20 protein-coding genes and 1 pseudogene are annotated in these 25,072 nt (G+C 63.5%); 6 read left to right on the top strand and 15 right to left on the bottom strand.

The features are described 5' to 3' along the window. Window positions 1-2: 2 nt before the first annotated feature. Window positions 3-986 (bottom strand): helix-turn-helix domain-containing protein, encoded by a 984-nt coding sequence (locus AC0NID_RS12685; protein WP_473456003.1) that lies wholly within the window; start codon window positions 984-986, stop codon window positions 3-5. A gap of 126 nt (window positions 987-1,112) precedes the next feature. Here AC0NID_RS12685 and AC0NID_RS12690 point away from each other — a divergent pair, with 126 nt between their 5' ends. Next, a complete protein-coding gene (locus AC0NID_RS12690; RefSeq protein ID WP_473522287.1) occupies window positions 1,113-1,754 on the top strand; it encodes a cysteine hydrolase family protein in 642 nt (213 codons plus the stop codon). 74 nt (window positions 1,755-1,828) lie between these two features. Here AC0NID_RS12690 and AC0NID_RS12695 read toward each other — a convergent pair whose 3' ends face one another. The 10 genes and pseudogenes from AC0NID_RS12695 to AC0NID_RS12740 form a co-directional block, all read right to left on the bottom strand. Then, complete coding sequence (locus AC0NID_RS12695; protein WP_473456002.1) at window positions 1,829-3,508, bottom strand: formate--tetrahydrofolate ligase; 1,680 nt, start codon at window positions 3,506-3,508, stop codon at window positions 1,829-1,831. A gap of 317 nt (window positions 3,509-3,825) precedes the next feature. After that, the gene (locus AC0NID_RS12700; RefSeq protein WP_473456001.1) at window positions 3,826-4,221 is read right to left on the bottom strand and encodes an ester cyclase; all 396 of its coding nucleotides are present in this window, start codon (window positions 4,219-4,221) and stop codon (window positions 3,826-3,828) included. 77 nt (window positions 4,222-4,298) lie between these two features. Further along, window positions 4,299-5,441 carry a DUF2333 family protein gene (locus AC0NID_RS12705; RefSeq protein WP_473456000.1) on the bottom strand — a complete coding sequence of 381 codons (1,143 nt, stop codon included), beginning with the start codon at window positions 5,439-5,441 and terminating at the stop codon, window positions 4,299-4,301. 34 nt (window positions 5,442-5,475) lie between these two features. Further along, the gene (locus tag AC0NID_RS12710) at window positions 5,476-6,780 is read right to left on the bottom strand and encodes a DUF6638 family protein (RefSeq protein WP_473455999.1); all 1,305 of its coding nucleotides are present in this window, start codon (window positions 6,778-6,780) and stop codon (window positions 5,476-5,478) included. A 109-nt stretch (window positions 6,781-6,889) separates the two neighbouring features. Next, window positions 6,890-7,283 (bottom strand): annotated as a pseudogene (locus AC0NID_RS12715) (endonuclease domain-containing protein). A 126-nt stretch (window positions 7,284-7,409) separates the two neighbouring features. Then, window positions 7,410-9,320, bottom strand: a complete 1,911-nt coding sequence (locus AC0NID_RS12720; protein ID WP_473455998.1) for an AAA family ATPase — start codon at window positions 9,318-9,320, stop codon at window positions 7,410-7,412. A gap of 7 nt (window positions 9,321-9,327) precedes the next feature. Then, window positions 9,328-9,795, bottom strand: coding sequence for a hypothetical protein (locus tag AC0NID_RS12725; protein WP_473455997.1), 468 nt, complete (start codon window positions 9,793-9,795; stop codon window positions 9,328-9,330). Beyond that, window positions 9,788-10,933, bottom strand: a complete 1,146-nt coding sequence (locus tag AC0NID_RS12730) for a hypothetical protein (RefSeq protein ID WP_473455995.1) — start codon at window positions 10,931-10,933, stop codon at window positions 9,788-9,790. The genes AC0NID_RS12725 and AC0NID_RS12730 overlap by 8 nt, the downstream gene beginning before the upstream one ends. Before the next feature lie 133 nt (window positions 10,934-11,066). Beyond that, on the bottom strand, window positions 11,067-12,155 hold the full coding sequence (locus AC0NID_RS12735; RefSeq protein WP_473455994.1) for a hypothetical protein: 1,089 nt from the start codon (window positions 12,153-12,155) through the stop codon (window positions 11,067-11,069). A gap of 273 nt (window positions 12,156-12,428) precedes the next feature. After that, on the bottom strand, window positions 12,429-13,040 hold the full coding sequence (locus AC0NID_RS12740) for a thymidine kinase (RefSeq protein ID WP_127319992.1): 612 nt from the start codon (window positions 13,038-13,040) through the stop codon (window positions 12,429-12,431). A gap of 228 nt (window positions 13,041-13,268) precedes the next feature. Between AC0NID_RS12740 and AC0NID_RS12745 the strand changes: the two genes are divergently transcribed. The 5 genes from AC0NID_RS12745 (at window position 13,269) to clpS (ending at window position 18,104) form a co-directional block, all read left to right on the top strand. Further along, window positions 13,269-14,204, top strand: a complete 936-nt coding sequence (locus AC0NID_RS12745; protein WP_473455993.1) for a choline ABC transporter substrate-binding protein — start codon at window positions 13,269-13,271, stop codon at window positions 14,202-14,204. 119 nt (window positions 14,205-14,323) lie between these two features. Further along, window positions 14,324-15,178 carry a choline ABC transporter permease subunit gene (gene choW / locus AC0NID_RS12750; protein ID WP_473455992.1) on the top strand — a complete coding sequence of 285 codons (855 nt, stop codon included), beginning with the start codon at window positions 14,324-14,326 and terminating at the stop codon, window positions 15,176-15,178. After that, window positions 15,175-16,356 (top strand): choline ABC transporter ATP-binding protein, encoded by a 1,182-nt coding sequence (gene choV / locus AC0NID_RS12755; protein WP_473455991.1) that lies wholly within the window; start codon window positions 15,175-15,177, stop codon window positions 16,354-16,356. The genes choW and choV overlap by 4 nt, the downstream gene beginning before the upstream one ends. Window positions 16,357-16,587: 231 nt before the next feature. Next, window positions 16,588-17,625 (top strand): MBL fold metallo-hydrolase, encoded by a 1,038-nt coding sequence (locus AC0NID_RS12760; RefSeq protein WP_473455990.1) that lies wholly within the window; start codon window positions 16,588-16,590, stop codon window positions 17,623-17,625. Window positions 17,626-17,798: 173 nt separating this feature from the next. Continuing rightward, window positions 17,799-18,104 (top strand): ATP-dependent Clp protease adapter ClpS, encoded by a 306-nt coding sequence (gene clpS / locus AC0NID_RS12765; protein ID WP_473455989.1) that lies wholly within the window; start codon window positions 17,799-17,801, stop codon window positions 18,102-18,104. 49 nt (window positions 18,105-18,153) lie between these two features. Here the strand turns inward: clpS and AC0NID_RS12770 are convergent, their stop codons facing one another. The 4 genes from AC0NID_RS12770 to AC0NID_RS12785 form a co-directional block, all read right to left on the bottom strand. Further along, entirely contained in the window at window positions 18,154-20,256 is a 2,103-nt protein-coding gene (locus AC0NID_RS12770) for a hypothetical protein (RefSeq protein WP_473455988.1), read from the bottom strand. A 61-nt stretch (window positions 20,257-20,317) separates the two neighbouring features. Beyond that, complete coding sequence (locus AC0NID_RS12775; RefSeq protein ID WP_473455987.1) at window positions 20,318-23,155, bottom strand: DUF4159 domain-containing protein; 2,838 nt, start codon at window positions 23,153-23,155, stop codon at window positions 20,318-20,320. After that, on the bottom strand, window positions 23,152-24,066 hold the full coding sequence (locus tag AC0NID_RS12780) for a DUF58 domain-containing protein (protein ID WP_473455986.1): 915 nt from the start codon (window positions 24,064-24,066) through the stop codon (window positions 23,152-23,154). The genes AC0NID_RS12775 and AC0NID_RS12780 overlap by 4 nt, the downstream gene beginning before the upstream one ends. Further along, on the bottom strand, window positions 24,066-25,070 hold the full coding sequence (locus AC0NID_RS12785) for an AAA family ATPase (RefSeq protein ID WP_473455985.1): 1,005 nt from the start codon (window positions 25,068-25,070) through the stop codon (window positions 24,066-24,068). Before AC0NID_RS12785 ends, AC0NID_RS12780 begins: the two co-directional genes overlap by 1 nt. Between the last annotated feature and the right edge of the window lie 2 nt (window positions 25,071-25,072).

Consider the following 25,072-nt stretch of genomic DNA (forward strand, 5'->3'; position numbering starts at 1 on the left):
GATCAGCGCGAGGCGGCGCGCTCGTCCTGGGCGTTCTTCGAGAATTCGCGCCGGTATTGCGCGGGCGAGGTTTTGAGCCGCGCCGCGAAATGCAGGCGCAGAGAGGTGGCGCTGCCGAAACCGGCCTCGAAGGCAACCAAGTCCATCGATTTCTCCGTCGATTCCAGCAGCCGCTGCGCCAGCGCGACGCGCTGGTCGGTCAGCCAGTCGCCGAAACTGGTGCCGATCGATTTCTGAAAGCGGCGCGTGAATGTCCGGCGGGTGAGGCCGGCGGTGGCGGCGACATTGTCCAGGTTGTGCGTCTCGCCCAGCGTCTTGCGCACCGTGTCGAGGGCCTGTGTGAAGCGGTCCGCATTCCCGGTCCTGGCGATGGGACGTTCGATGAACTGCGCCTGTCCGCCTTGCCGATGGGGAGACAGGACGATCTGCCGGGCAAGCCGGAGCGCTGCCTCCGCGCCATAGCGGGCACGTACGATGTGGAGACAGCAGTCAAGCCCGGCGGCGACGCCGGCCGACGTCACGACATCGCCATTGTCGATGTAAAGCACGTCCGCATCGACGGTTATGTCGGGATAAAGCGCCTGCAACTGCTCGGTATAGGCCCAGTGCGTCGCGGCGCGCCGCCCCGAAAGCAGTCCGGTCGCTGCAACAGCGAAGGTGCCGAGACACAGTCCGACAATCAATGCGCCGTTCCGGTGCGCTCGCAGGAGCGCCTCTGCCAGAAACGTAGGTGGCGGATGTTCGAGGTCTCGCCAGCTTGGGACGATCACAATGTCCGCGCCGTCGAGGCTGCCAAGCCCATGCGGCGCGGTCACGGTCAACCCTGCTTCGGTATGGATCGGCCCGCTCTCGATTGCACAGATGCGGAAGTCGAAATGCGGCAGGCCGAGTGCGGCGCGATCCTCGCCGAACACAAGGCACGGCACGGAAAGGTGGAACGGGCTGATACCATCGAAGGCGATGGCGGCAACGATCGGATCGGCCATGGAACCATCAAAGGGTTAAGGTCGGATTGTCCCAATTCTTTCGAGTAATGTCAATTGGGACACTTTTGTGACCCGGCGGCGGGGTTATCCTCGACCAATCGAAGCCAAACGGGAAAGGAAAACTCCATGTCGGAACCAGCCAAAGCGCCACGCCGCGCCCTCGTCGTCGTCGACATCCAGAACGACTATGACGGCGGCAACCTCGCCATCCAGTATCCGCCGTTTCGCGACAGCGTCGTCAACGCCGCACGAGCGATGGACGCGGCGGCCGAGGCAGGCGTCAAGGTCGTGGTCATCAAGCAGTTGGCGCCCGAGACGTCGCCAATCTTTGCCAAGGGTAGCCACGGCGCCGAATTGCATCCCGAGATATCAAGGCGAAGCCGCGATCACTATGTCGAAAAGACCTTGCCGAGCGCCTTCACCGGTACGGACCTCGAGGACTGGTTGCGCGCCAACGCCATCGATACGATCACGGTCGTCGGCTACATGACGCATAATTGCGATCTGTCGACCATCATCCACGCCGTCCACATGGGTTTTGCGGTGGAGTTCCTGTCCGACGCGACCGGCTCGGTGCCTTATGCCAACAGCGCCGGATATGCTTCGGCAGAAGACATCCACCGCGTGGTGACGATCATTTTACAATCGCGCTTCGCCGCCGTGCTCAAGACCGCCGAGTGGATCGACTGCCTGAAGACCGGCGCGCTGCCCGAACGCGACACGATCCACGCTTCCAACCAGCGTGCACTGGCACGGAACGCCGCTTAGAAATTGGTCGAGGAGAAGCAAGGAGGGCGCCGCAGCAATGCGGCGCCCTCTTATCATTCCGGTTTTCAAAGCCCTCAGAACAGCCCTTCGATCTGGCCGATCTCGTTGAGGAAGATCTTTTCCGAGGACGGTGCCTTGGGCAGGCCGGGCATGGTCATGACCTCGCCGCAGATGACGACGATGAAGCCGGCGCCGGCCGACAGCCTGACCTCGCGCACCGGCACGGTGTGGCCGGTCGGCGCGCCGCGCAGGTTCGGGTCGGTCGAGAAGGAATATTGGGTCTTGGCCATGCAGACCGGCAGATTGCCGTAGCCGGCGCGCTCCCAGGCGTGGAGCTGATCGCGCACCGACTTGTCGGCGATCGCTTCGGAACCGCGATAGATGCGCTGGACGATGGTGTTGATCTTCTCGAACAGCGGCATGGCGTCGGGATAGAGCGGGGCGAACTGCGACGCGCCGGCTTCGGCCAGTGTCACGACCTTGTTGGCGAGTTCCTCGATGCCGGCCGAGCCCTGAGCCCAATGCCTGCACAGGATCGCCTCTTCGCCCATCGAAGCGACATAGTCCTTCATCGCCTGGATCTCGGCGTCGGTGTCGGAATAGAAATGGTTGATGGCGACCACTGCCGGCACGCCAAACTGGCGGATGTTCTCGATGTGACGGCCGAGATTGGCGCAGCCCTTCTTGACCGCCTCGACGTTCTCCTGGCCCAGGTCTTCCTTCTTGACGCCGCCGTTCATCTTCATGGCGCGCACGGTGGCGACGATGACGGCTGCCGCCGGTTTCAGGCCGGCCTTGCGGCACTTGATGTCGAAGAACTTTTCGGCGCCAAGATCGGCGCCGAAGCCGGCCTCGGTGACGACGTAGTCGGCGAGCTTCAGCGCCGTCGTGGTGGCGACGACCGAGTTGCAGCCATGGGCGATGTTGGCGAAGGGGCCGCCATGCACGAAGGCCGGGTTGTTCTCCAGCGTCTGCACGAGGTTGGGCTGCATGGCGTCCTTCAACAGCACGGCCATGGCGCCGTCGGCCTTGAGGTCGCGGGCGTAGACGGCCGACTTGTCGCGGCGATAAGCGACAATGATGTCGCCGAGGCGCTTCTCCAAATCCTTCAGGTCGGTGGCGAGACACAGGATCGCCATGACTTCCGAAGCGACGGTGATGTCGAAGCCGGCTTCGCGTGGAAAACCGTTGGCGACGCCGCCGAGCGAGCAGATGATCTCGCGCAGCGCCCGGTCGTTCATGTCCATGACGCGGCGCCAGACGACGCGGCGGATGTCGATGCCGAGGTCGTTACCCCAGTAAATGTGGTTGTCGATCAGCGCCGAAAGCAGATTATGCGCCGTGGTGATGGCATGGAAATCGCCGGTGAAATGGAGGTTCATGTCCTCCATCGGCACGACCTGCGCATAGCCGCCGCCGGCGGCACCGCCCTTGACGCCGAAATTGGGACCGAGCGAGGCCTCGCGGATGCAGACGATCGCCTTTTTGCCAATGCGGTTGAGGCCGTCGCCGAGGCCCACCGTGGTCGTCGTCTTGCCTTCGCCGGCCGGCGTCGGGTTGATGGCGGTGACGAGGATCAGCTTGCCGTCCCTGTTTGCCTTCACCGACTTGATGAACTCGGCTGAGATCTTCGCCTTGTCGTGGCCATAGGGCAAAAGATGCTCGCTCGGAATGCCGATCTTGCGGCCGATCTCCTGGATCTGCTTCTTGTCGGCGGCGCGCGCGATCTCGATGTCGGACTTCACTTCGGCCATGGCGGCTTTCCTCTGGATTGGACGGTGGAGGGGACGGGGTTTGATCAGTGTGGTCGCCAGCCTGTTCGAAACAGCCCGGCATTGCAGGCACGGGCACGTTCTAACCCTCTCGCTGCCGTGGCGTCAACTTGCATGCAACTATGTTTCCTGTGAAGAAAGGCAGTTCTGGTTTCCCGGTAGACCTGCCCGGGTCTTCGCGCCCGGTTGTCGCGCCGTATAGAAGCCAGAGCACGCGCCGTTTTGCCGTCTCAAAACAGCCGCGCAATGCACGGAATGCGACAGGGTTCGGGCGTTGGTCTGCGGTTCGGGCGGTCGCGTTAGAACGCGCCGATCTGATGCATCAGGCCCAAGCCGTCAAGTTGACCGAAATGTTCGACCACGATGCCGTTCTCAACGCGATCAATGTGAATCACACCAACCGAGACGCGATTTCCACTCGGTTCGATGCCATGAAAGATGCCGGTGTGCGTGCCCTGAAAACGGCAACGCGTGACCACGCTGTCGGCTTCGCTGACATAGTCGTCGATGACGTGATGTCCGTTCGGGAATCCGACAAAGAATTCAGCCAGGGATTTCTGCCAGTCATCGAAGCCAATCGGGTTGGCGCTGCCGAGATGAACGGCGAGATCTGGAGCGACCAGATCGGACAGTCTATCCCAGTCCTGCGTGTCGATCGCGGCATAGAAGCTTCGAGCAACGTCCCGGATATCCATCTCGTGTCCTCGCTGACAGCCCCCGCGGTTCAACGACGACGAAACGATCAGGTTCCACCTTTCACTATTCGCTTCGTTCACCGATCCAGAACGGACCTGACCTCGACGAGGTTCGATCGTACCCTAAGCACATAGAATCCCATCGTAGTGAGGTGGGTGGGCATGATCCAGCCATCCTCGCGGCCGTTGGAGATTATGAAAGGCCGGATGGCGAGCGCCGCCTTGAGCTGGCTTTCCACGTTGTTCCACAGCGGTGTGAGGCCGCGATTGTCGATGACCTGCTGGAAGTCGTGACGTGCCGCCGTCAAGATGCCGTAATAGCCGTAGAGCTGGCCGTAGGCGAACCAGAAGCGGTCGTCAGCACGCGTGTCGAACCAGCCGCTGTTGAAGTTCTGCGAACGGTCGCGGATCATGTCCGACGTCGAACCTATGTCGCTCGCGATCCGGTCGACGAACTGCATCAGATTGTCGGCGCGCGCGTTGAAGGTAGTCTCGCATTTCATGAGCCGGTCGTTGAAGGCGCGAAGGCTGGTCGCGGCCGTGCGATAGAAACTCGGCGTCGGGGTTTTCGGACCAAAGGGCCTGAGGCCGAAATACCAGGTTTCCTCGTCGAATGTGATCGCGCCGCGCGCATCCTGCAGGTTCTGGTCGATCTGGCTGGTGCCGCGGACGCGGCCCAGCGTGTCGACAAGCTCGATCGTGGTGCGCCGGATAGCCTGATTGACCCCGCGCTGGAAGGAGGCCTTGTTGTCGAGAAACGGCGTGTGGTCCCAGTCCATGCCGAAGAGCCCGAGCTTGTAGAGTATCATCGACGAGATCCATGCGTTCTCGTTGACGTTGAAATCGATGAGATCGGCCGCGATCTGAACAATGGCCGAGTTGGTGCAGGTTTTGACTTCCCCCTCGACGTCAGCGACTACCCCGGTGGCAGGAGGAGCGGGTTGCGCCGGGGCCGTTCCGGCCGGCTGCGTGAAATTATACGCCTCCGCATAAGCGGGATTGAAATTGCTCCAGACCTGCGTGTTCCAGATGAAGTAACCGTAGAGGCCGATCAGCACGAACAGCGCGAGGCCAAGCACCGCCTTCAGGATCCAGCCGCGCCGTGTGTACCAGTGCCCGGCCCACATGAACGGCCACAGGATCACGCCGATGGCGAAGCCGATGCCGCGGCCGATCCACTGGAAAATCCAGGTGAAGAAATTCACGATCGGATCAAGCATGGCAATGTCACCCCCTCGTCAATCAGTCGGTCATTCAATCAGTCAGGCCGTAGAGGCGTGTGCGGAACGCTACCTTGTCCTTCAGATATGTGGTTTTCAGAACGTCCACAACATGCGATCGCCAGGCCTCGCTGAAGCCGGCATAATCCCTGTAGAAGCCCGGTTTGTTGAAAACGTAGCGCGAGACGAAGTCCTGCGGCACGAAATCCGAGATCAGCTGGTTGGTGAGCCAGGCGTCGGGATGGTCGGGCTTGGCACGGATCACCAGGAAACGCTGCTGCGGGAATACATCCTCGATCTTGAGATGGCCGAGGTGAGCGATCTCGCGCTTGGCGGCGTTGAGGAAGGGAAAATTGCCCTCCCTGGTGATCAGGTCGGCGTGGCCGTGGATCCAGGTCTGCAGCCAGACCTTGTCGACGTCGGTCAGATTGCGGTCGGGCTCCGCGTCGCGGATCAGCGCGCGCACCACCATTTCGGCGCGATGTTCGAGATAGCCCGACGTTTCGATCCATGAGGCCCGCGGTAGCTCGATGCGGCCGGTGGCGGCGAGGAACTTGAACACCCTGTCGGCATCGTTGATCGAGAGATAGCTCACTTGCCATGGCCGCGACCGGCGGAAGCCCGGTGCTGCCGGGTCGCTGATCACGGTCGTCATGTCCGGGTCGACGAACACATAGAGCCCGCCGAAATGGCTGGTCCAGTAGGCGCTGTGGCGAAAGATCACCTGATCCGGCACCAACGCGTTCTCGCGAATGTCGCCGCAGATCTTGGCCAGCCCCACCATGCGGGTGAGCATTGCGTTGTCGCGCCAGGCGTCCGGCTCCTGCTTCAGCCGGTCGACGAGCTTGCCGAGTTCGGCGGCCTTGCCGAGCACGTCCTCCGCCGACAGCACCTTGAACTCGACCTGGTTGATCGACAGCAGGTCCTCGATGTCGTCGACGTTGGGGACCGAATCCTCGATCTCGCCGTAGATGACGTCCTTGATGGTCAGCGCGTCGATGGCGCGCTGGTTCTTCGACATGAACTCGAACATCAGCTGCGAGGTGTTGGAAAAGGCGGTGTGCACCACCGGCAGGTCGATCTGCGACGGCGTCAGGATGATGAAGCGGCGGTTGATCTCGTTGGGATCGAGGTAGTTGTAGTCGCCGCATTCCTCGGCCACCTGCGGCGAGAAGCCGGTGCGGTCGATCTCGAAGCTTTTCAGCTTCGTCGGCTTCAGACCGAAGGCAACCATGGCCTTGTTGTAGCGCTGGATGAGATGCGGCTCGTCGATGGTCAGCAGCCGGCCGTAGATCAGCTCATTCTCGCGCAGCAATTCGGATTTCCTGGCGGGGCTCATGCGCGTGACCCCGAAGGATCTCGCGCTGAAGGATCGAGCTCCAACGCTGACGCCCCCCTCTCCCCGTCTTTCGCGGGGAGAGGGTAAGGGTGAGGGGCAGCGCAAACGGTCAAAGACATGTCTCTCCATAGCCTTTGGCGGCAACAAATCGAAGATCGTGCGTTTCGATATGGCGTTCGATTCGTCCTTCGATCGCCGCCAAGATTGTTTCAAGCACTTCTTCCCGGTCCTTCAACACGTCGACGTTCCAAAAGCGCAGCATGGACCAGCCATTCGAGACGATAAAGCCATCCAGGATTCGATCATGCTTGCTGCCGACATGCTGACTCCCGTCAACCTCGACAACAAGTTGGCAGTCCCTGCAGGCGAATTCGGCAAAGTAGGTTAAGCCTGCGGTCGCGCAGTTCCATCCAAAGCGCCGTTTCGGCATCATTGTCCGATTGACGCAGGCGTCTCGCCCGTTTGTCGTCTCGATTTCTGGTCCACGCATCCGCTGCCCTCACCCTTACCCTCTCCCCGTGAAGAACGGGGAGAAGGGGACGTCAACGTTTGAGCCACGTCTTTCAGCCTTGCTGTGGGAACTTATCCGTTGCGCCAGGGGCTGCGGTGAACGGGGAGAAGGAAGAACTTCACGCATTCCACAAGCCCTTCTTCTTCATCTCCTCGATCTCGCGCACGGCGCGGTCGCGCAGGCGGGTTTCGCGGATCATTTTGGTCACCGCCGCGTCGTCGGACTTGTCGGAGTAGCGGAACTCCGAATCGGCGTAGCGGTTGACCTCCTGCATGACCATCTCCATCGAGAACGGCCCACGCAGTTCCTCGATCATCGCCTTCTTGTCGTCGTAGCTCTTGTGCATGAAGACTTCCGGCTTCTCGAACCATTCGTCCGGCAGCTCGATGTCCATGGCGCGCATCTTGATCGCGTCGGTGACGTTCTTGATGGCGCGGCCGGTGAAGCGGGGTTCGGCATCCTTGATCATGTGAAGATAGGTGCCGATGTCGGCCATCGACTTCGGCGCGCCGTTCTCCTTCATGTAGCGCTCATAGACCCGCATGAGCCCGTCTTCCCTGGGTTTCTCGTGCTCTTCATAGGCCTCCATCACCGCGCGCTGGATTTCCTGGGCGGCGTAGAGTTTGTGGTCGCCGAGCGGGATCTTGTGGTTCTTGCCGGCGAGCAGCACGAAAATGTCGATGTAGTCGTCGCGCGTTTGCGGCCCATCGACCAGCCAGCGCGCGCCGGCGCGCTGGCGCAGCGCGTCGTCGACGTTTTCGGGATAGTTGGAAAACATGCCGAAGGAGCAGTTGCCGCGCACCACGGTCGCCGCGCCGGCAAAGGCATCCATCAAGACGCCGGTGATTTCCTGCTGGCCGGCCGAGGCGCGGTCGTCGGAACGGCGCGCCGCGACCTGGTCGATATCGTCGATGGTGCCGAAGCCGATGACGCGCGGGTTCAGCACATTGTTGATGAACTGGCGGCAGTTCTGGCCCGACTTGCCCTGGTAGGAGGAGATCTGGTCGACGCCGAAATTCTCGTAGGCGAAGGGATAGCCGGCGACCTGGCAGTAACCGTTGACGAGGCCGGCGATCATCTGGATCAGCGTCGTCTTGCCGGTGCCGGGCGCGCCGTCGCCGATAAAGGTGAACAGGAAGCCGCCGAGCTCGACGAACGGATTCAGCTCGCGCTCGAAATCGTAAGCCATCAGCATCTTGGCGAGCTTCACCGACTGGTACTTGGCGATGTGGTTGCCGACGACCTCTTCCGGCTTCTTGAAGGTCATCACCAGCGGCTTCGACCGCTTGCCCGGTGCGACGTCGAAGCCGTCGAGGGTGAAGTCGTCGACGTCGATGCGGATATGCGCGTTCTCGAACGGGCCTATGCCGTCGAAGCGGGCCTTTCGCGCCAAAAGCCCGTCGATGGCGACACGGGCGAAGGCGCGCGCCCTGGTCATCAGGTCGGCGTCGTCCTTCGAGCCTGATATCGCCCTGTCGAGCCCGGCCACGATCGACTTCACCGCATCCTGCGGCGTATCGAACAAAAAGTCAGGCTCGGGCGTGTCGTTCGGCGCCTCGCCGTCGCTGTCGATCAGCTGGTACAGATAGGAGGCGAGGCTGAAGGCCGAAATGTAGGCCGAAGCCGACAAGAGCTTCTTGAAGGTGCCGGCATCGTCGCCTTCGAGCGGGGCGCGGGCGTTCCTCGCCTGCAGGCTTTCGAGGTCCGAACCTTCGGCGAAGACATCCGATATGGCCAGCGCAATCGCCAGCCCGCGCCGGGTGCGAAACAAAAGCATGTGCTGCGCAATGCTCAGCAACTGGTCGTCGGGATGGATGGCGCCGACGGTCTTGGAAAGCTCGACCTCGCGCGTGCGCCGCACCGAGCCGACCGAGACGGTCGAGACGAAGCGGCGGTTGGTGCCGGCCAGCGCGGTGCCGGGTTCACGTGATGGGTCTTCCAGCACGACGATGCGGGTGATGAAGCTCTGCGCGGTGGCGCGGTGCTTTTCGATAGCCGCTTCCGAAATGGTGGTCAGGCCGGTGTCCATGTGCGCCTCATCTCGATCGTACTCCGCTCTTGCTTTCTGCTATCAAAGACGGAAGAAGTTGGCTGCGAATTCTATTGCGTAGATGACCAATAACATCAGTGCGTAAACCGCGATAAAAACCGAAATCGTCTCCAAAAGTTCCTGTTCCGCCAGCAGCCATGCCAAGGCGGAAGCCCTTAAGGGCTGCGTACAAAGACAATATCAAGGCCGTTGAAGCAACACCGGTGAATCCTGTGAGCCAAACCCTGTTGGGAAAGCTCGATGATGTTGCTGCTGCGCCAAATGCCGCAGAAATGACGATTGCGCCAGGCACGGCGCTATGCCCGATTTCTTCAGGGAAAATATGCTCCAACAAAATGGCGATGAACCACACCACAAAATCTACAAGGACCATGACTGTTCCACGGAAGTGGATGAACCGCCAGATCGTTAGGCGTGGTATCGGTGTTGGCTCCATCGTCGTCTTGTCAAACATCGGAAATGACCTGCCCTTTGGACAGGATGTGGACCTTGTAGCCGGAAAAGATCTTCTGCGCCTCGCCGGCGGCGTAGAGGGCCTGATAGGCCTCGTGCGGGATCAGCGCGTGGTTCTCGTAGCTCGACACGCCTTGGCGCGCGGCCTCCAGATCGTCGGTGTCGATGAAGAATTCCTGCGTCGTCTTCTCGCTCGAAAACAGGCCCTTGCGGCCGGGTTTCTCGGCCTTCGAATAGACCTCCTGGACGGTCCAGGTCAGCAGCCAGGCATTTTCCGGCTTGCGCACCTTGGCCAGCACGTCGCTCACCGTCGAATTGTTGTCGGTGATCCCTGCCGAATAGAAGGGGCCGAGCACGACGCGGCGCAGCTGCTTGGGGTGGAGCGGCTCGAAATCCTTGTCGAGGTTGACGGCGATCGTCGCCGGCGACAGCGTGTAGGCGGAATTCTTCTCGGTGAAGTCGTCGAAGCGGTGGGCAAGCTCGGGATTGAGCAGCCCTTCAACGGGAAGCGGAATGTCGACCTTCTCGTTGAGCTTGCCGTTGCGGTCGACAAGCTGGCCAATCATCTCTTCGGAGGAATCCTCGACCGTCACCATGTAGACCAGCGGCAGGTTGGCGCTGCCGTCGAAGGCGGCCCAATGGACGAGGTAGTAAGGCCGCCCCGTCTTCGGATTGACCGAGACTTTTGCCGTCTGCGCCAATGTGAAGGGCCCGAAGGTCGTCTCGCTCCTGACGCCCTCCAGATAGAGCCGCTCGGCCATCGATTTCTGCAGCGCCTCGGGGAATTCCTTGTGGCGCAGGATGAAGTCGGCCATTTCCTCGCGCAACTCGCCGGCCAGCGGAATGTTGGCAAGCCGCGTATCGGCCTGGCGGCGGTCGTTTTCCAGTTCGAGCACGTTCTGGAAGACCGGAAAGCCGCTTTCGGCGCGCGAAATGCGGAACGTCTCCATGAAGCCCAGCCGATTGCGCCAGCAGGAAAAGGAGTTGTCGAGCCGCGCAATGTATTCAGCGACGATCTTGGCGACGATGCCGTGCCGGTAGAGCGGCGAGCGGTCGTCGCGCATGAACACTTCGAGGCCGCTGAGTGCCGCCGAGATCGCCGAGAAATAACGCGTTGCCGCTTCGTTTTCAGGGGTCATGCAGCAAGCCTTTGGTAGCGATGGCTAAAGCGCGCCGTATTGGAAGGGATCCGTGCGACGCGTTTTAGATTCTTGTTCTGTGCATGTCGTTGTCCCAAACCGCCGCGCACTTTTGGGCGCCGTGATGCGGCAATTACGACTGCACGTAGTTGGCCGAATTGTGCTTCTTCAGCACCTCATCGAAGCGGCGGGCGAAGGCATCGTCAGCCAGCTTCTTGCGGCGCTGGATGTCGGCGGTCGCCACCATATTCTTTTCGTGCATTTCGAGGAGGTCGCCGATGTGCTTCTGCGAGGCCGCGCCGATGCCGGCCATGGTCTCCTCGGCGGTGTTGTCGACCTGGCTGCCCAGCGTGTTGATCTTGTGGGCGACGTCCTGCTGGGCGGCGGTCTTCAGCGAGTCTTCCAGGGCCTTGTAGAGCACGATGCGCTGCTCGGTATCGATGGTCAGCTTGTTGATCAGCGTCGACTGCGCCGCGATCTGGTTGTTGAGCGAATCGACAAAGGTCTGGAACATCGAGGTGTAGCGTTCCAGCGTCTGGCTTTCGGCCAAAAGTTCCTGCTCCTTTGCCTGCTTCTCGTTGTACTCGGTGGCCAGTTTCGAACGCTCTCCTTCAAGCTGCGTGCGGTCCTTCTGGCTGGTCGAGGCGGCGATCTTGTTCTCGATGTCGAGCAGCATCGGGTTGAGCTCCTCGATGCGCTTCTGCACGGCCTCGAGATTGGACATGGTCGTCTTGCGGCGTTCGATCACCTGCGAGAGGCTTGCCTCGGACGTCTTGTAGCGCTGGTCGAGGACCTCTTTCTGCGCCTTGAGGATGCCGACGATGGTGTCGGACTTCGCCAGCAACTCCTGCAGATTGCCGGCCAGCGACATGTTGCGGACACGGTCGGTGCGCATGCGCTGCTTGCTCTGGCTGGAAAACATGCCGATGAAGTTTTCCCAGCCGGTGTAGTTCTTCATGCTCTCGAATTCGGCACCGAAGACGTTGGTGGCGTCCTCCAGCCCGATGATCAGGTCGGCGATGTTGCCTTCCATCACCTTCTGCTGCTTCAGCACATCCTCGATGCGGGCGTTCTCGAGTTCGAAATTGGCGTCGCCGATCTTCTTATCGGCCTTGGCGAGCGTATCGAGCATCGTGCCGGATTGCTCGATCTTGGAGCGCATGTCCTGTACGACCTGCTTGGTCTTGGCAATTTCGGCATCGAAATTCTGCAATGTCGCCATGTGGGCCTCCCGCTTCGGCATCTGTTTCATGTCGCGAACCGCCGCGAATATATGTGTGGCACAAAGGGAAGGGAAGGCGGAAGATTGGGACCGTTTTAACGATGGCGCCGAATCCGGCACAAAAAAACCGCCTCGGCGGCGGGTTACTGGCGCAATCAGCACCATGCTGGAATGGTTAGCATAATTGCCGGCACAAAGCAAGAACAAAACATGGTATGATCACGTTTCCTCGCACTCCCTGTGTCCCGCTCGGGGTGCCGACGCTGCCTCCTGTCAGGCTTTGGTGAAGCCGATGAAATCGTCGGGCGCGGCGCGGCCCATTTCTTCTTCCCAGTGACGGCGGCAGAGCGAGACATAGACATCCTTGCCGATCGCCACCTGTTCGCCCTGCCTCGCCACCTTGCCGTCCGCGCCGAGGCGCACGACCATCGTCGCCTTGCGGCCGCAGCGGCAGATCGTGCGCACCTCGCGCAGATCGTCCGATATCGCCAGAAGCGCGCGCGAGCCGGAAAACAGCTTGCCCTGGAAATCCGTGCGCAGGCCGTAGCACATCACCGGGATGTTCAGCCGGTCGGCGATGCGGGCGAGTTGCCACACCTGTTCCTCCTCGAGGAACTGCGCCTCGTCGACGAAGACGCAATGCACCGTCGTATGGTCGTGATGCTCGGCGACCCGGGCGAACAGATCGTCGCCGTCGCGAAACATCTCGGCTTCCGTCTCCAGGCCGATGCGCGACGAGATCAGCCCGGTATCGCCCTTGCGGTAATGGCCGGCGACGAACAGCATCGTCGTCATGCCGCGCTCGCGGTAATTGTACGACGCCTGCAGCAGCATCGTCGTCTTGCCGGCATTCATCGTCGCGTAGTGGAAGTACAGCTTGGCCATGCCGCCCTTTTAAGCCGAGTTGTCGTTACGCGGGGAGGGGGCGTCCCCACATTGCACCAGAAAAGCGGCTGGAGCAGCGGTGGCGTGTCGCTGATCGGCCAGTCCGCGCCGTTGTTCGCGATTGCCTTATCGCTTGAAACCGCACCAGAATGGTGTTTGGCTGACGAAACAAAGCGGAGTAAAAACCGTAACTTCGCTTCGCCTAAGAATCGAAATGGGAGAATCCAGATGTCGCGTATGAATTCCTTCGTCGCCGGCCTTGGCCTGGCGGCTTTTTTGTCCACCAGCGCGGCTTTCGCCGGCGATCCGGAAAGCTGCAAGACGGTGCGTCTCTCCGATGTCGGCTGGACCGACATCCAGGCCACAACCGGCGTCGCCTCGGTGCTGCTCACCGCGCTCGGCTACGAGCCGGAGGTGATCCAGCTTTCGGTACCGGTGACCTATGCGTCGCTGAAGAACAAGGACCTCGATGTCTTCCTAGGCAACTGGATGCCGTCGATGACCAACGACATCAAGGACTACACCGCCGACGGCTCGGTCGAGACCGTCAGCGAGAATCTCAGCGGCGCCGGCTACGGCATCGTCGTTCCGGCCTATGTCGCCGATGGCGGCGTCAAGACGCTGACCGATCTCGGCAAGTTCAAGGACAAGTTCGATAGCAAGATCTACGGCATCGAGGCCGGCAATGACGGCAACCGCATCATCCTCGACATGATCAAGGACCCGGCGACCAATCTCGAAGGCTTCGAACTGGTCGAATCCTCGGAGGCCGGCATGCTCACCCAGGCCGAGCAGTCGATGAAGAATAACGAATGGATCGCCTTCCTCGGCTGGACGCCGCACCCGGTGATGGGCGCCATGAAGATCACCTATCTCGACGGCATGGGCGACAGCGGCTTCGGCGCCGCCACCGTGCATACCAATGTGCGCCAGGGCTACATGACCGAATGCCCGAATGTCGGCAAGTTCATCGCCAACCTGAAGTTCAATCTGGACATGGAAGGCGAGATGATGGACGCGATCCTCAAGGGCGGCGACGCCAACACGGTCGCGACCGACTGGCTGAAGAAGAACCCGGACGCGATCACCCCCTGGATTGCCGGTGTGACCACTTTCGACGGCGGCGACGCGGCGGCGGCGGTCAAGACCGCGCTCGGAAGCTGAGCCGACTTTGCATTCGGTAACCGGAACAAGGGCAGCCACGGCATAAGGGGCTGCCCTTTTTCATATCCTGTGACAAGATGACTGTTCGGCAAGGACGGCGCCGACAGAAGAGGGGATAGATGGATCCGATTTCAAAATTTCTGATCAGCTACAAGATCCCCATTGGCGCCTGGGGAAAGGCCTTCTTCACCTTCCTCACCGACAATTTCAACACCGTCCTGAGGACTTTTTCCAACGGTCTCAATTTCCTGCTGGACGGGATGGTCGATGGGCTTCTTTTGCTGCCGCCGGTCCTGCTCATCGCGCTGATCGCCTTGCTCGCCTATGTCCTGCAGCGTTCGAGGGGCCTGGCGATCGCCGTCTTCATCGGGCTGCTGTTCATCCTCAACCAGAACCTCTGGAAGCAGACGGTGGAGACGCTGGTGCTGGTGGTTGCCGCCGCCGCCGCCTCGATGGCGATCGGCGTGCCGCTCGGCATCTGGGCCGCGCACAAGCCCAAGGTCTATCGCGTCATGCTGCCGGTGCTCGACCTGATGCAGACGCTGCCGACCTTCGTCTACCTGATCCCGGTGCTGACCTTGTTCGGGCTCGGCAACGCGCCCGGCCTCATCGTCACCATCATCTTCGTCATCCCGACCTCGGTCCGCCTCACCCATCTCGGCGTCACTTCGGTGCCGAAATCGATCATCGAGGCCGGCGAAGCCTTCGGCGCCACCAGACGCCAGCTGCTCTGGAAGGTCGAACTGCCTTCGGCGCTGCCCACCATCATGGCCGGCTTGACCCAGTCGATCATGCTGTCGCTGTCGATGGTGGTGTTCGCGGCCCTTATCGGCGCCGGCGGCCTCGGCACCGAGATCAACCGGGCGCTCGGCTCGCGCAGGATCGACCTCGGGCTCGAGGCCGGCCTTGCAATCGTCGTGATGGCCATCGTGCTCGACCGGATGACCCGCATTGGCGTTGGAGGCAAGAAATGACCGTCGCCGTCGATTTCAGGAATGTCGACATCGTCTTCGGCTCCGACCAGGCCGGCTCGCTCGCGCTCATAGACAGCGGCGCCAGCCGCGCCGAGATCCTCGAAAAGACCGGCAATGTGCTGGGCTGCGCCGGGGCAAGCCTCACCGTGCATGAGGGCGAAATTTCCGTGCTCATGGGCCTGTCCGGTTCCGGCAAGTCGACGTTGTTGCGCGCCGTCAACCGGCTCAACATCGTTTCGCGCGGCCAGGTTCTGGTCAAGGACGGCGACAAGACGGTCGATGTCGTCACCTGTGACGAGGCGACCCTTCGGCGGCTGCGGCAGAAGCAGGTGGCGATGGTGTTCCAGCAGTTCGGCCTGCTGCCGTGGCGCACGGTGGAGGAGAATGTCGGCCTCGGCCTCGAGCTCGCCGGCGTGCCCGAAGCCGAGCGCAAGGAGCGCGTGCATCGCCAGCTCAAGCTGGTCAATCTCGACCAGTGGGCGAAGAAATATGCGCACGAGCTTTCAGGCGGCATGCAGCAGCGCGTCGGCTTGGCGCGCGCCTTTGCCACCGAAGCCCCTATCCTGCTGATGGACGAACCATTCTCGGCGCTCGACCCGCTGATCCGCACGAAGCTGCAGGACGAGCTGCTGCAGCTTCAGGCCGAGCTGAAGAAGACCATCATCTTCGTCAGCCACGACCTCGAGGAGGCGCTGAAGATCGGCAGCCACATCACCATCATGGAAGGCGGGCGCATCGTCCAGACCGGCGCGCCGGAAGACATCGTGCTGCGCCCCGCCAACGACTATGTCCGCGACTTCATCGCCAATGTGAATCCGCTCTCGGTGCTGACCGCCTGGAACGTGATGCGCGACCGCCGCGACCTCGACCACGGCGAGGACGGCTGGGTATGGCTCGACCGCCGCAAGACGACGCGTTTCAAGATCGACGAGCACGGGCTGGTGGCGGCGGCCGAGCGCGACGGCAAGCCGGCCGTATGGGTCTCCTGCGCCGATGTCGAGGCGCAGCCGGAAGAGACGTCGCAGGTGTTCTGGGCCAATCCGGGCACGTCGCTGAAGACCGTGATGCTGGCCATTTACCGCTCGCAGACGGCACCGGTTGCACTGTTCGACGACCAGTCGCGCTTCGTCGGCGCCATCGGTGTCAGGGATGTGCTGTCGGCGGTGTTGCGGCGATAGAGGCTCCGTGTCGGACGAGGACGCCATGAAGCAGTATCCGCAGGGCCCAGAAGGCGCCCAAACCCTACATCCGGATCGTGCCGCAGCCGCGCGGATAGGTGCGCAGGAGAGCATGATCGCGAACCGGAGGTCCGCGTCGGCGAAAAGCGGCGACCGATTTTCGGGATCATGGTAAAAGAGATGGAGCCCATCCCGGCTCGATCGGAGAGGCGGGAATTCAACGGAGCAGAAATGATCTTCCGGCAGCTCTTCGACTCTGTCTCGGGCACCTACTCCTATCTGCTCGCCAGCCGCCGGGGCGGCGAAGCGCTGATCATCGATCCCGTGCTGGAGAAGGTCGATCGCTATCTCCAGCTCGTGCGGGAGCTCGACCTCAAGCTCGTCAAGGCGGTGGACACGCACCTGCACGCCGACCACATCACCGGCCTGGGCGCGCTGCGCGACAAGACCCAGTGCATCACCGTGATGGGCGAGCAGACCAAGGCGGACGTGGTTTCGATGCGACTTTCCGATGGCGACAAACTCACCATCGAGGGGCTTGCGCTCGACGTGATCTACACACCCGGCCACACCGATGATTCCTACAGCTTCATTCTGCCGGACCGGGTCTTCACCGGCGATACGCTGCTCATCCGCGGCACTGGCCGCACCGATTTCCAGAATGGCGATCCGCGGCGGCAATATGAATCGATCTTCGGCCGCCTGCTCAAGCTTCCCGACGAGACGCTGATCTACCCGGCGCATGATTACAAGGGCGAGACCGTTTCGACCATCGGCGAGGAGAAGGCCTTCAATCCGCGCCTGCAAGTGAAGTCGATGGAAGACTACGTCGAGATCATGAACAATCTGAAGCTTGCGAATCCGAAAATGATGGATGTCGCCGTGCCGGCCAACATGAAGGTCGGGTTTCATCAGGAAGAGATTGCGCGGCGCGGCTGGTCTGTCACGGCCGAGCAGGCGCTTGCTCTGGTGGGAAAGCCCGATGTCGCGCTGATCGATCTGCGCGAGCGCTCCGAGCGAGAACGGCACGGTATCATCCCGGGGGCGCTGCATGTGCCCTATACGACGCTGCAGGAAAACATCGCCGCGGGCGGCATGCTGCATGAGCTCGCCAGGTCGACCAGCAGGCGACTGCTGTTTTATTGCGCCTTTGGCGAGCGCTCGGCCATGGCGGTGCAGGCGGCACAGGACGCGGGGATTGCCAGCGCCCGGCACATCCACGGCGGCATCGACGCCTGGCGGAAGGCGAGCGGCCCGCTCGCGCGCTAATGTGGCTGTCTGATCCCAGGCTTTGGTGATGCAATCCCGCCGCCAGCGGCAATCTCCGACTTGTGAACGGCCGAGCGCGCCGGAACGCGGTTTGCGGGCGGCTCAAAATGGACGACCGCTTTTGCCTATGTCAGAATAAAAAGCGAAATTCTTGCGCGCGACTGCCGGTTCCGATGCCTGAGATCGTCACCAAACCCCGCATTAAAACGAAGCCGAAGATCGAACGGCCGAAGCTCTACAAGGTCATCCTCCTCAACGACGACTTCACGCCGCGCGAGTTCGTGGTGACGGTACTCAAGGGCGAATTCAAGCTGAGCGAGGACCAGGCGCGGCGAGTGATGATCACCGCCCACCAGCGCGGCGTCTGCGTCGTCGCCGTCTTCACCAGGGACGTCGCCGAGACCAAGGCGACGCGGGCGACGGATGCCGGCAAGGCCAAGGGCTATCCGCTGATGTTTACGACGGAACCGGAGGAATAGTCCCCGCTTCCCTTCTCCCACAACAAGGGGAGAAGGATAAGCCGCAGCGCTACCGCCCCTCGCGGTACCACATCGAGCCCATGGCCAGAAGCAGCAGGCCGAGGCCGAGGAACCCGCCGAACAGCGGCACGCGCGAGACGGCCTTCAGCACGCTGTCGTCGGTGGTGCGCAGGCCGATCCAGTCGTTGCCGGTGGCCGCGCCCGAGGCGCGGACCGGCACGACCGAGGGCAGCGTCACGCCGCCGGCGAGGTTGCCGAGGGCCGACCCAAGAGCCGCCGATGACGGCGCCAGCCGGCGCACGCTGCCGCCGGTGGCCTCGGTCGGCGCTTTCAGCCGGCCCTCTGTGGAGACGACGTCGGTGAATTCAGGCGCGTTGACCGGGCCGACATGGGCAAGCGCCTTCAAATCGCCATTGCCGACCTGATAGAGGCCGATCTCGTTGGTCTCGATGCTGCCCAGGAAGACGCCGGGCTCGGATCCCTCGAGCTTCACGGTCATCGCTTTGCCTGACGGGGTGATGATTTGCGCCGGGCCGGGCTCGTCGCTCATCGTCTGGCGGCGGATTTCCAGCATCATGCCGCGGCCGTCGGCGGTCAGCCGCTCCTCTTCGAGTTCGGGCTCCTTCATCAGCCAGTGGGCAATGCGGCGATAGAGCTGGACATGCGGGCCGCCGCCCTCGAAGCCGCGCGCCCACAGCCAGCCCTGGTCGGACAGGAACATGCCGACGCGGCCTTCGCCCTTGCGGTCGAGCAGGAGCAGCGGGCGGTTGTCGGCGCCTTTCATCACTGCCTCGCCTTCGGGGTTCTCGACGCCGATGGTGCGGAACCAGCGGCTCCAGTGCGGCGGCTCGGTGGCGGAGCCGTCGAGCGCGCGCGTCACCGGATGTCGCTGGCCGAGCTCGGTGAGGCGCGGGTAGAAGGCCTTGTCGACGACTTCGCCGGTCGGCATCGCCGGCAGCGCCGACATCAAGGGCGTGCGAGCGATGGAGCTTTCGCCGGCATATTCAGGCCCTGCCGCGATCAGCAGCGCGCCGCCCTTTTCGACATATTCGGCGATGTAGTCGTAATAGAGGATCGGCAGCACGTCGCGGTGCTGGTAGCGGTCGAAGATGATCAGGTCGAAATCCTTGATCTTCTCGACGAACAGCTCCCGCGTCGGGAAGGCAATCAGCGACAATTCGTTGATCGGCGTGCCGTCCTGCTTTTCCGGCGGCCGCAGGATGGTGAAATGGACAAGGTCGACCGAGGCGTCGGATTTCAGCAGGTTGCGCCAGGTGCGCTCGCCGGCATGCGGTTCGCCGGAGACCAGCAGCACGCGCAGATTCTCGCGGATGCCGTCGATCAGCGCGATGGCGCGGTTGTTGGCGTCGGTAAGTTCGCCGGGCTCGGGGTCGATGGCGAGTTCGACGATGTTGCGGCCGGCGCTGGGAATGGTCACCTGCAGCGGCATGGCCTGGCCGATGGTGGCACGCTCGACCGAAACCTGCTCGCCATTGACCGACACGCGCACATCGACCGAGCCCGCCTCATTGTTGGTGGCGATGACGCGATAGGTCATTTCGAGCGGCTTGCCGACCAGACCGAAGCGCGGCGCGTTCTCGAAGCGGATGCGGCGATCCTTTTCCTGGTCGATGCCGGTGATCAGCGCGTGCAGCGGGGCGTTGAATTCGGGTGTGCCGGCGGGGGCATCATGCACCTCACCGTCGGTGACCATGATCGCGCCGCCGATGCGCGAAGGCGGCACGTCACGGAAGGCACTCTCAAGCGCACCGAAAAGCCGCGTTTCGGTGCGCTCCTCGGCGGCTTCCGACTTGCCGGCCTCGACGACGCGGACGTCGAACTGCTTGAAGCGGCCGAGGCGTTGCTGAAGCCCGGCCAGCGCCTCGTCTGTCTGCTTGGTGCGCTCGCCGATGTCCTGGCTCTGGCTGCGGTCGACGACGACGGCGACGACGCTTTTCAGCGCCTCGCGCTCCTCGTCGAGAAACACCGGGTTGAGCAGGGCCGCAGCCAGCGCGAGCAGGGCGGCGAAACGGAAGATCGCGCCGCGCTGGCGAAACCACAGGCCGGCCAATGCCAGCAGCAACAGCGGCGCCAGCACCAGGCCAAGCAGCGGCAAGGAGATGAGCGGTTCGAAGGCGAGCGACCAGTTCATGTCTTACCCTCCCAAGTTGGGCGGGTTGATCCGCGTAGGGAGCGCGACAAAGAGCCTCATCTTACTGCCCCAGCCGTTCGAGCAGCACCGGCACGTGCACCTGATCGGATTTGTAGTTGCCGGTCAGCATGTACATCATGATGTTGACGCCGGCGCGCAGCGCATAGATGCGCTGCATCGGGTCCGACGGCACGGTCGGCAAAAGCGGGTCGCCATTCTCGTCGACCGCCCAGGCGCCGGCGAAATCATTGGCGGTGATCATGATCGGCGAGACGCCGTCGCCGGTGCGCACCGGGCGGTTCTCGACGTTGCTGGCTTCGAGCGACGCCGCGACCCAGAGCGGGCCGCCGGCGAAGCGTCCGGGAAACTCAGGCAGGATGTAGAAGGACTTGGTCAGCACGTGGTCCGACGGCACCGGCTCCAGCGGCGGCACGTTGAGATTGCCGAGGATGTCGCGCAGCCGCTCCGTCGCCGGGCTGGCCGAATCCGCGTCGATGCCGGTGGCGAACTGATCGCGCGTGTCGAACAGCACCGTGCCGCCTTGCTGCATATAGGCGTCGACGCGGGCGATCGCGGCCTGGCTTGGCATCGGCGCGGCAGGGTCGATCGGCCAGTAGATCAGGGGGTAGAAGGACAGCTGGTCCTTCGAGATATCGACGCTGGCCGGCGCGCCCGGCTCGAGCGCGGTCTTCTCGATCAGGAAGCGGGTCAGGCCCTCCAGTCCGGCCTGGCTGATCGAATCGACGCTCCGTTCGCCGGTCTGCACATAGGCGATCCGGGTCTTCGAAATGTCCTCGATCGCCCGAGCGTCGCCGGGTTTGGCGTCGCCAGGTTCGGCATCGTCGGCGCGGGCGATGTCGGTGTGGCCGACCAAGGCGCCGAGCGCAATCAGCAGGGCGGCGGTGGTTGCGGCAGCGCGGGCGCGGCGGGGTCGGCGCGAGAACAGGCCGCCCATCCAGAACACTGCCAGCGTATCGAGCACCATCAGCACAAGGGCTGCCGCCACCAGCGGACCCTTCAAATTGTGCGATTCATCGAAAGCGTACTGGACGGTGGTGACCGGCACGGTGATCTGGGGGCGGACCAGCGGTGCGAAGCTGCTTTCGGCATCGAGCAGATTGTGGGCAAAGACGCCGGTCTCGGAGCCGTACAGGCCGGGCGGGTTCTCGAACGTCACCGGCAGCGGGCCGGCACCCGGCACCAGCGGCCGCGCATCCGGCGTCGGCGGCACCAGCGTGCCCTCGGCTGATATCATGCGGTAGGGCGCCAGCGAAGTGGCGGCGGCTTCGGCGTTGGCGACCGCGGCACCCTGATTGCGCGACAGTTGCACGATGCGCCGCAGCATCTCGACGAAGCTGCCGGAGATCGGCAGGTTCGACCATGTCGCCTCCGGCGTGACATGGAACAGGACGAGCGTGCCCTTGCCCTTCTTCATCCCGGTCACCAGCGGCGTGCCGTCGGCAAGCGTGGCCCAGGTGCGTTCGACAATATCAGGCGTCGGCTCGGCCAGCACCTGCCTGGTGACGGTGACCTCGGCGGGCGGAGCGAGATCAGCGAAAGGGCCGGTCTTCGGAAAATCGGTGACCGGCTGCGGCGTCGTCCACGACAGCGCGCCGCCGAGCGAGCGCTCGCCGGTGCGTAGCCTGACCGGCAGCAGATCGTCGTCATTGCCGGCGGCGACCAGCCGCGAGCCGGCGAACCGCACCAGCGTGCCGCCATTGTCGAGCCAGTCGACCAGCCTTTGCCGCACCTGCTCCGGAATGGTGCCGATATCGGCCATGACGATCATCGCCGGCTTCTGGTCGAGGAGCTGCGGGATTGCGTCGGCAAGGTCGGCGCTGGACGGTTCGGCCAGATCGGCGAATGGCTGCAGCGCGCGGCGGATGTAGTACAGCGGCGACAAAAGCGGCTGCGCCTGGTCGGCCTCGGCCTGCGACAGCAGCCCGACGCGACGCCGCTTGGAACTTTCGTCGAGCACGCGGACCGCGCCGGCCTGCCGCTCGCCGTCGAGCGCGATCGAGGCGAAGTCGTTGCGCAATTCGAACGGCACCGCCATCGTGCCGGTGGCGGTGGATTCGCCGGGCGAGAAGGTCAGCGTGGCGTCCGCGATGCGGCGGCCCTTGTCGTCGAAGGCGCCGGCTGTCACCTGGGCCGGCGCCGGATCGCCCGGCGCGCGGATGGCGGTGAGCTCGAAGCCGTCCACCTGATTGTCGGCGCCGGTCAGGCCGATCAAGGTAGGCCGGCCGGAAACGGCCCAGACGACGCGCGCGGCGTTCTTCGACAGAAGCGTGTTGAAGGCGGCCTCGTCGCCTTCCGCCGCCAGGCCGTCGGCGAGCACGGCGACGCTGGCGCCCGGCAAAGTCTCCAGGGTCGCCGCGACGCGGGCGTAGACGGCAGGCCGGTCGGTCGGGATCGGCCGCGGCTTTGCCGCGCGCAGCCGGTCGAGCGCGGCGGCGGCGTCGAAGGGGCCGATCTCGGCGTTCGGCTTTTCGGCGGTGAAGGCGATGATGACGGGCACGTCGTTGGAACTAGCGTCGGCGATCAGCCGTTCGGCGGTGGCGACACGCTGGCCCCAGTCGGCGGCACTTGCCCAGTCGTTGTCGATGACCATCGCAAGCGCGGCGCCTTCGGCCGGCAGTTTTTCACGCGGGTTGAAGACAGGTTCGGCCAGCGCTGCAACGATAAGGGCCGCCATCAGCAGCCTGAGCAGCGTCAGCCACCACGGGCTCTGCTGCGGCGTCTCCTCGCGCTTCATCACGCGGGCCAGGATCTTCAGCGGCGGGAAGATCTCGGTCTGCGGCTTGGGCGGGGTGAACCGCAAAAGCCACCAGATCACCGGCAGGGCCAGAAGCCCCCACAGCACCATCGGCGCCCCGAAGGAGAGCGGCAGCCAGCTCATGCGCTGATCCTCCCGGTCGAGCTGCCATCGACGGTCATCGCCATGTGGACGCGCACCAGCGCCTCGGAGGCGAGGCGGTCGGTGTGGTTGACGGTGAAGCTCCAGCCGAGCCGCTTGCACCAGGCGGCCAGTTCCTGGCGGCGGGCGGTGTAAAGCAGGCGGTATTCATCGCCCAGCGTTTCGGCGCGGCCGGCGGTCAGCTTGTCGCCGGTCTCGGGGTCGGTGAATTCGGTGCGGCCGGCATAGGGAAATCTCTCCTCGGCCGGGTCGGCGACCTCGATCAGATGGGCACGCACGCCGTGGCGGGCGAGCACGTCGAGCCAGGCGATGGTGTCCTCGACCGCATCGAGGAAATCGCTGACGATGACGATGTCGCAAAAGCGCCGGATGCCGGACAGGTCGGGCTTTGCCGGCAGCTCGCCGGCATGGGCGAGCTGCGCCGCGATGCGCTCGGCGCCGTTGCGGGCGGTGAACGGATCGGTCAGGCCGGGCCAGGCGATACGCTCGCCGCTGCGCGACAGAAGCTCGGCCATGGCCAGCGCCAGCACCAGCGCGCGGGATTCCTTCGAGACGGTGGCCCCGGCCGATTTGTAGAGCATGGAAGGCGAGGGGTCGGCCCACAGCCACACCGTATGGGCGGCCTCCCATTCGCGGTCGCGCACATAGGTGTGGTCGTCACGGGCCGAGCGGCGCCAGTCGATGCGCGAGGAATCGCCTTCGACATAGGGTCGGAACTGCCAGAAATTCTCGCCAATGCCGCGCTTGCGGCGGCCGTGCCAGCCGGCGATCACCGTGTTGACGATGCGGCGCGCCTCGACCAGCAGGTCCGGAACCAGCGAAGCGCGCAACCGGCCGCGGGCGAGCGCGTCACGCGTCGCTGCCGGTGCCTGTGCCTCGCCTATGCGCGCCATCAGATCCCTTTTGCCAGTTTCGCCACCACATCGCGCACGGTCGTGCCCTCGGCGCGGGCGGCGAAGGTCAGCGCCATGCGGTGCTGCAGCACCGGCTCGGCCAGCGCTCTGATGTCGTCGACCGACGGCGCCAGCCGTCCATCATAGAGCGCGCGGGCGCGTGCGCATAGCGTCAGCGCCTGGCTGGCGCGCGGGCCCGGGCCCCAGGCGACGTGCTTGTCGGTCTCGGCATTGCCCTGGCCGGGGCGCGCCGAGCGCACCAGCTGGAGGATCGCGTCGACGACGCTTTCCGGCACAGGCATGCGGCGGATGAGGGTCTGGATCTCCTTCAGCCGCGCCGGCTGCAGCACGTTCTGCGCCTTGGCGTCCTCGATGCCGGTGGTTTCCAGAAGGATGCGGCGCTCCGCCTCGATTTCCGGATAGAGAATGTCGACCTGCATCAGGAAGCGGTCGAGCTGCGCCTCGGGCAGCGGATAGGTGCCTTCCTGCTCCAGCGGGTTCTGCGTCGCCAGCACGTGGAAGGGCGCTGGCAGGTCGTGACGGACGCCGGCAATGGTGACGTGGTATTCCTGCATCGACTGCAGCAGCGCCGACTGGGTGCGGGGCGAAGCGCGGTTGATCTCGTCGGCCATCAGCAGCTGCGCGAAGATCGGCCCGGAGATGAAGCGGAAGGAACGTTTGCCGAATTCGTCCTGTTCCATCACCTCGGAGCCGAGAATGTCGGACGGCATCAGGTCGGGCGTGAACTGGATGCGGCGGGAATCGAGGCCGAGCACGATGCCCAGCGTCTCGACCAGCTTGGTCTTGGCGAGGCCGGGCACGCCGACCAGCAGCGCATGGCCGCCGGCCAGCAGCGCCACCAGCGTGCGTTCGACGACGCTTTCCTGGCCGAAGATGACGCGCCCGATGCCATCGCGAACCCTGGAAATGTCGGCCAGCGCTGTCTCGGCCTGGGCGATCATGTCCTCTTCGCTGATCGGGCTTTCCTTGATGATCACGCTCATGC

The organism is Mesorhizobium sp. WSM4821, assembly GCF_055901555.1.

Bases quoted from the DNA above. Each gene is read 5' to 3' on its own strand.
- AC0NID_RS12695 (WP_473456002.1), bottom strand. From the start codon at position 3,508: ATGGCCGAAGTGAAGTCCGACATCGAGATCGCGCGCGCCGCCGACAAG.
- AC0NID_RS12720 (WP_473455998.1), bottom strand. From the start codon at position 9,320: ATGGACACCGGCCTGACCACCATTTCGGAAGCGGCTATCGAAAAGCAC.
- choV (WP_473455991.1), top strand. From the start codon at position 15,175: ATGACCGTCGCCGTCGATTTCAGGAATGTCGACATCGTCTTCGGCTCC.
- AC0NID_RS12700 (WP_473456001.1), bottom strand. From the start codon at position 4,221: ATGGATATCCGGGACGTTGCTCGAAGCTTCTATGCCGCGATCGACACG.
- AC0NID_RS12775 (WP_473455987.1), bottom strand. From the start codon at position 23,155: ATGAGCTGGCTGCCGCTCTCCTTCGGGGCGCCGATGGTGCTGTGGGGG.
- AC0NID_RS12785 (WP_473455985.1), bottom strand. From the start codon at position 25,070: ATGAGCGTGATCATCAAGGAAAGCCCGATCAGCGAAGAGGACATGATC.
- choW (WP_473455992.1), top strand. From the start codon at position 14,324: ATGGATCCGATTTCAAAATTTCTGATCAGCTACAAGATCCCCATTGGC.
- AC0NID_RS12735 (WP_473455994.1), bottom strand. From the start codon at position 12,155: ATGGCGACATTGCAGAATTTCGATGCCGAAATTGCCAAGACCAAGCAG.
- AC0NID_RS12770 (WP_473455988.1), bottom strand. From the start codon at position 20,256: ATGAACTGGTCGCTCGCCTTCGAACCGCTCATCTCCTTGCCGCTGCTT.
- AC0NID_RS12740 (WP_127319992.1), bottom strand. From the start codon at position 13,040: ATGGCCAAGCTGTACTTCCACTACGCGACGATGAATGCCGGCAAGACG.
- AC0NID_RS12705 (WP_473456000.1), bottom strand. From the start codon at position 5,441: ATGCTTGATCCGATCGTGAATTTCTTCACCTGGATTTTCCAGTGGATC.
- AC0NID_RS12780 (WP_473455986.1), bottom strand. From the start codon at position 24,066: ATGGCGCGCATAGGCGAGGCACAGGCACCGGCAGCGACGCGTGACGCG.
- AC0NID_RS12685 (WP_473456003.1), bottom strand. From the start codon at position 986: ATGGCCGATCCGATCGTTGCCGCCATCGCCTTCGATGGTATCAGCCCG.
- AC0NID_RS12745 (WP_473455993.1), top strand. From the start codon at position 13,269: ATGTCGCGTATGAATTCCTTCGTCGCCGGCCTTGGCCTGGCGGCTTTT.
- AC0NID_RS12725 (WP_473455997.1), bottom strand. From the start codon at position 9,795: ATGTTTGACAAGACGACGATGGAGCCAACACCGATACCACGCCTAACG.
- clpS (WP_473455989.1), top strand. From the start codon at position 17,799: ATGCCTGAGATCGTCACCAAACCCCGCATTAAAACGAAGCCGAAGATC.
- AC0NID_RS12730 (WP_473455995.1), bottom strand. From the start codon at position 10,933: ATGACCCCTGAAAACGAAGCGGCAACGCGTTATTTCTCGGCGATCTCG.
- AC0NID_RS12710 (WP_473455999.1), bottom strand. From the start codon at position 6,780: ATGAGCCCCGCCAGGAAATCCGAATTGCTGCGCGAGAATGAGCTGATC.
- AC0NID_RS12690 (WP_473522287.1), top strand. From the start codon at position 1,113: ATGTCGGAACCAGCCAAAGCGCCACGCCGCGCCCTCGTCGTCGTCGAC.
- AC0NID_RS12760 (WP_473455990.1), top strand. From the start codon at position 16,588: ATGATCTTCCGGCAGCTCTTCGACTCTGTCTCGGGCACCTACTCCTAT.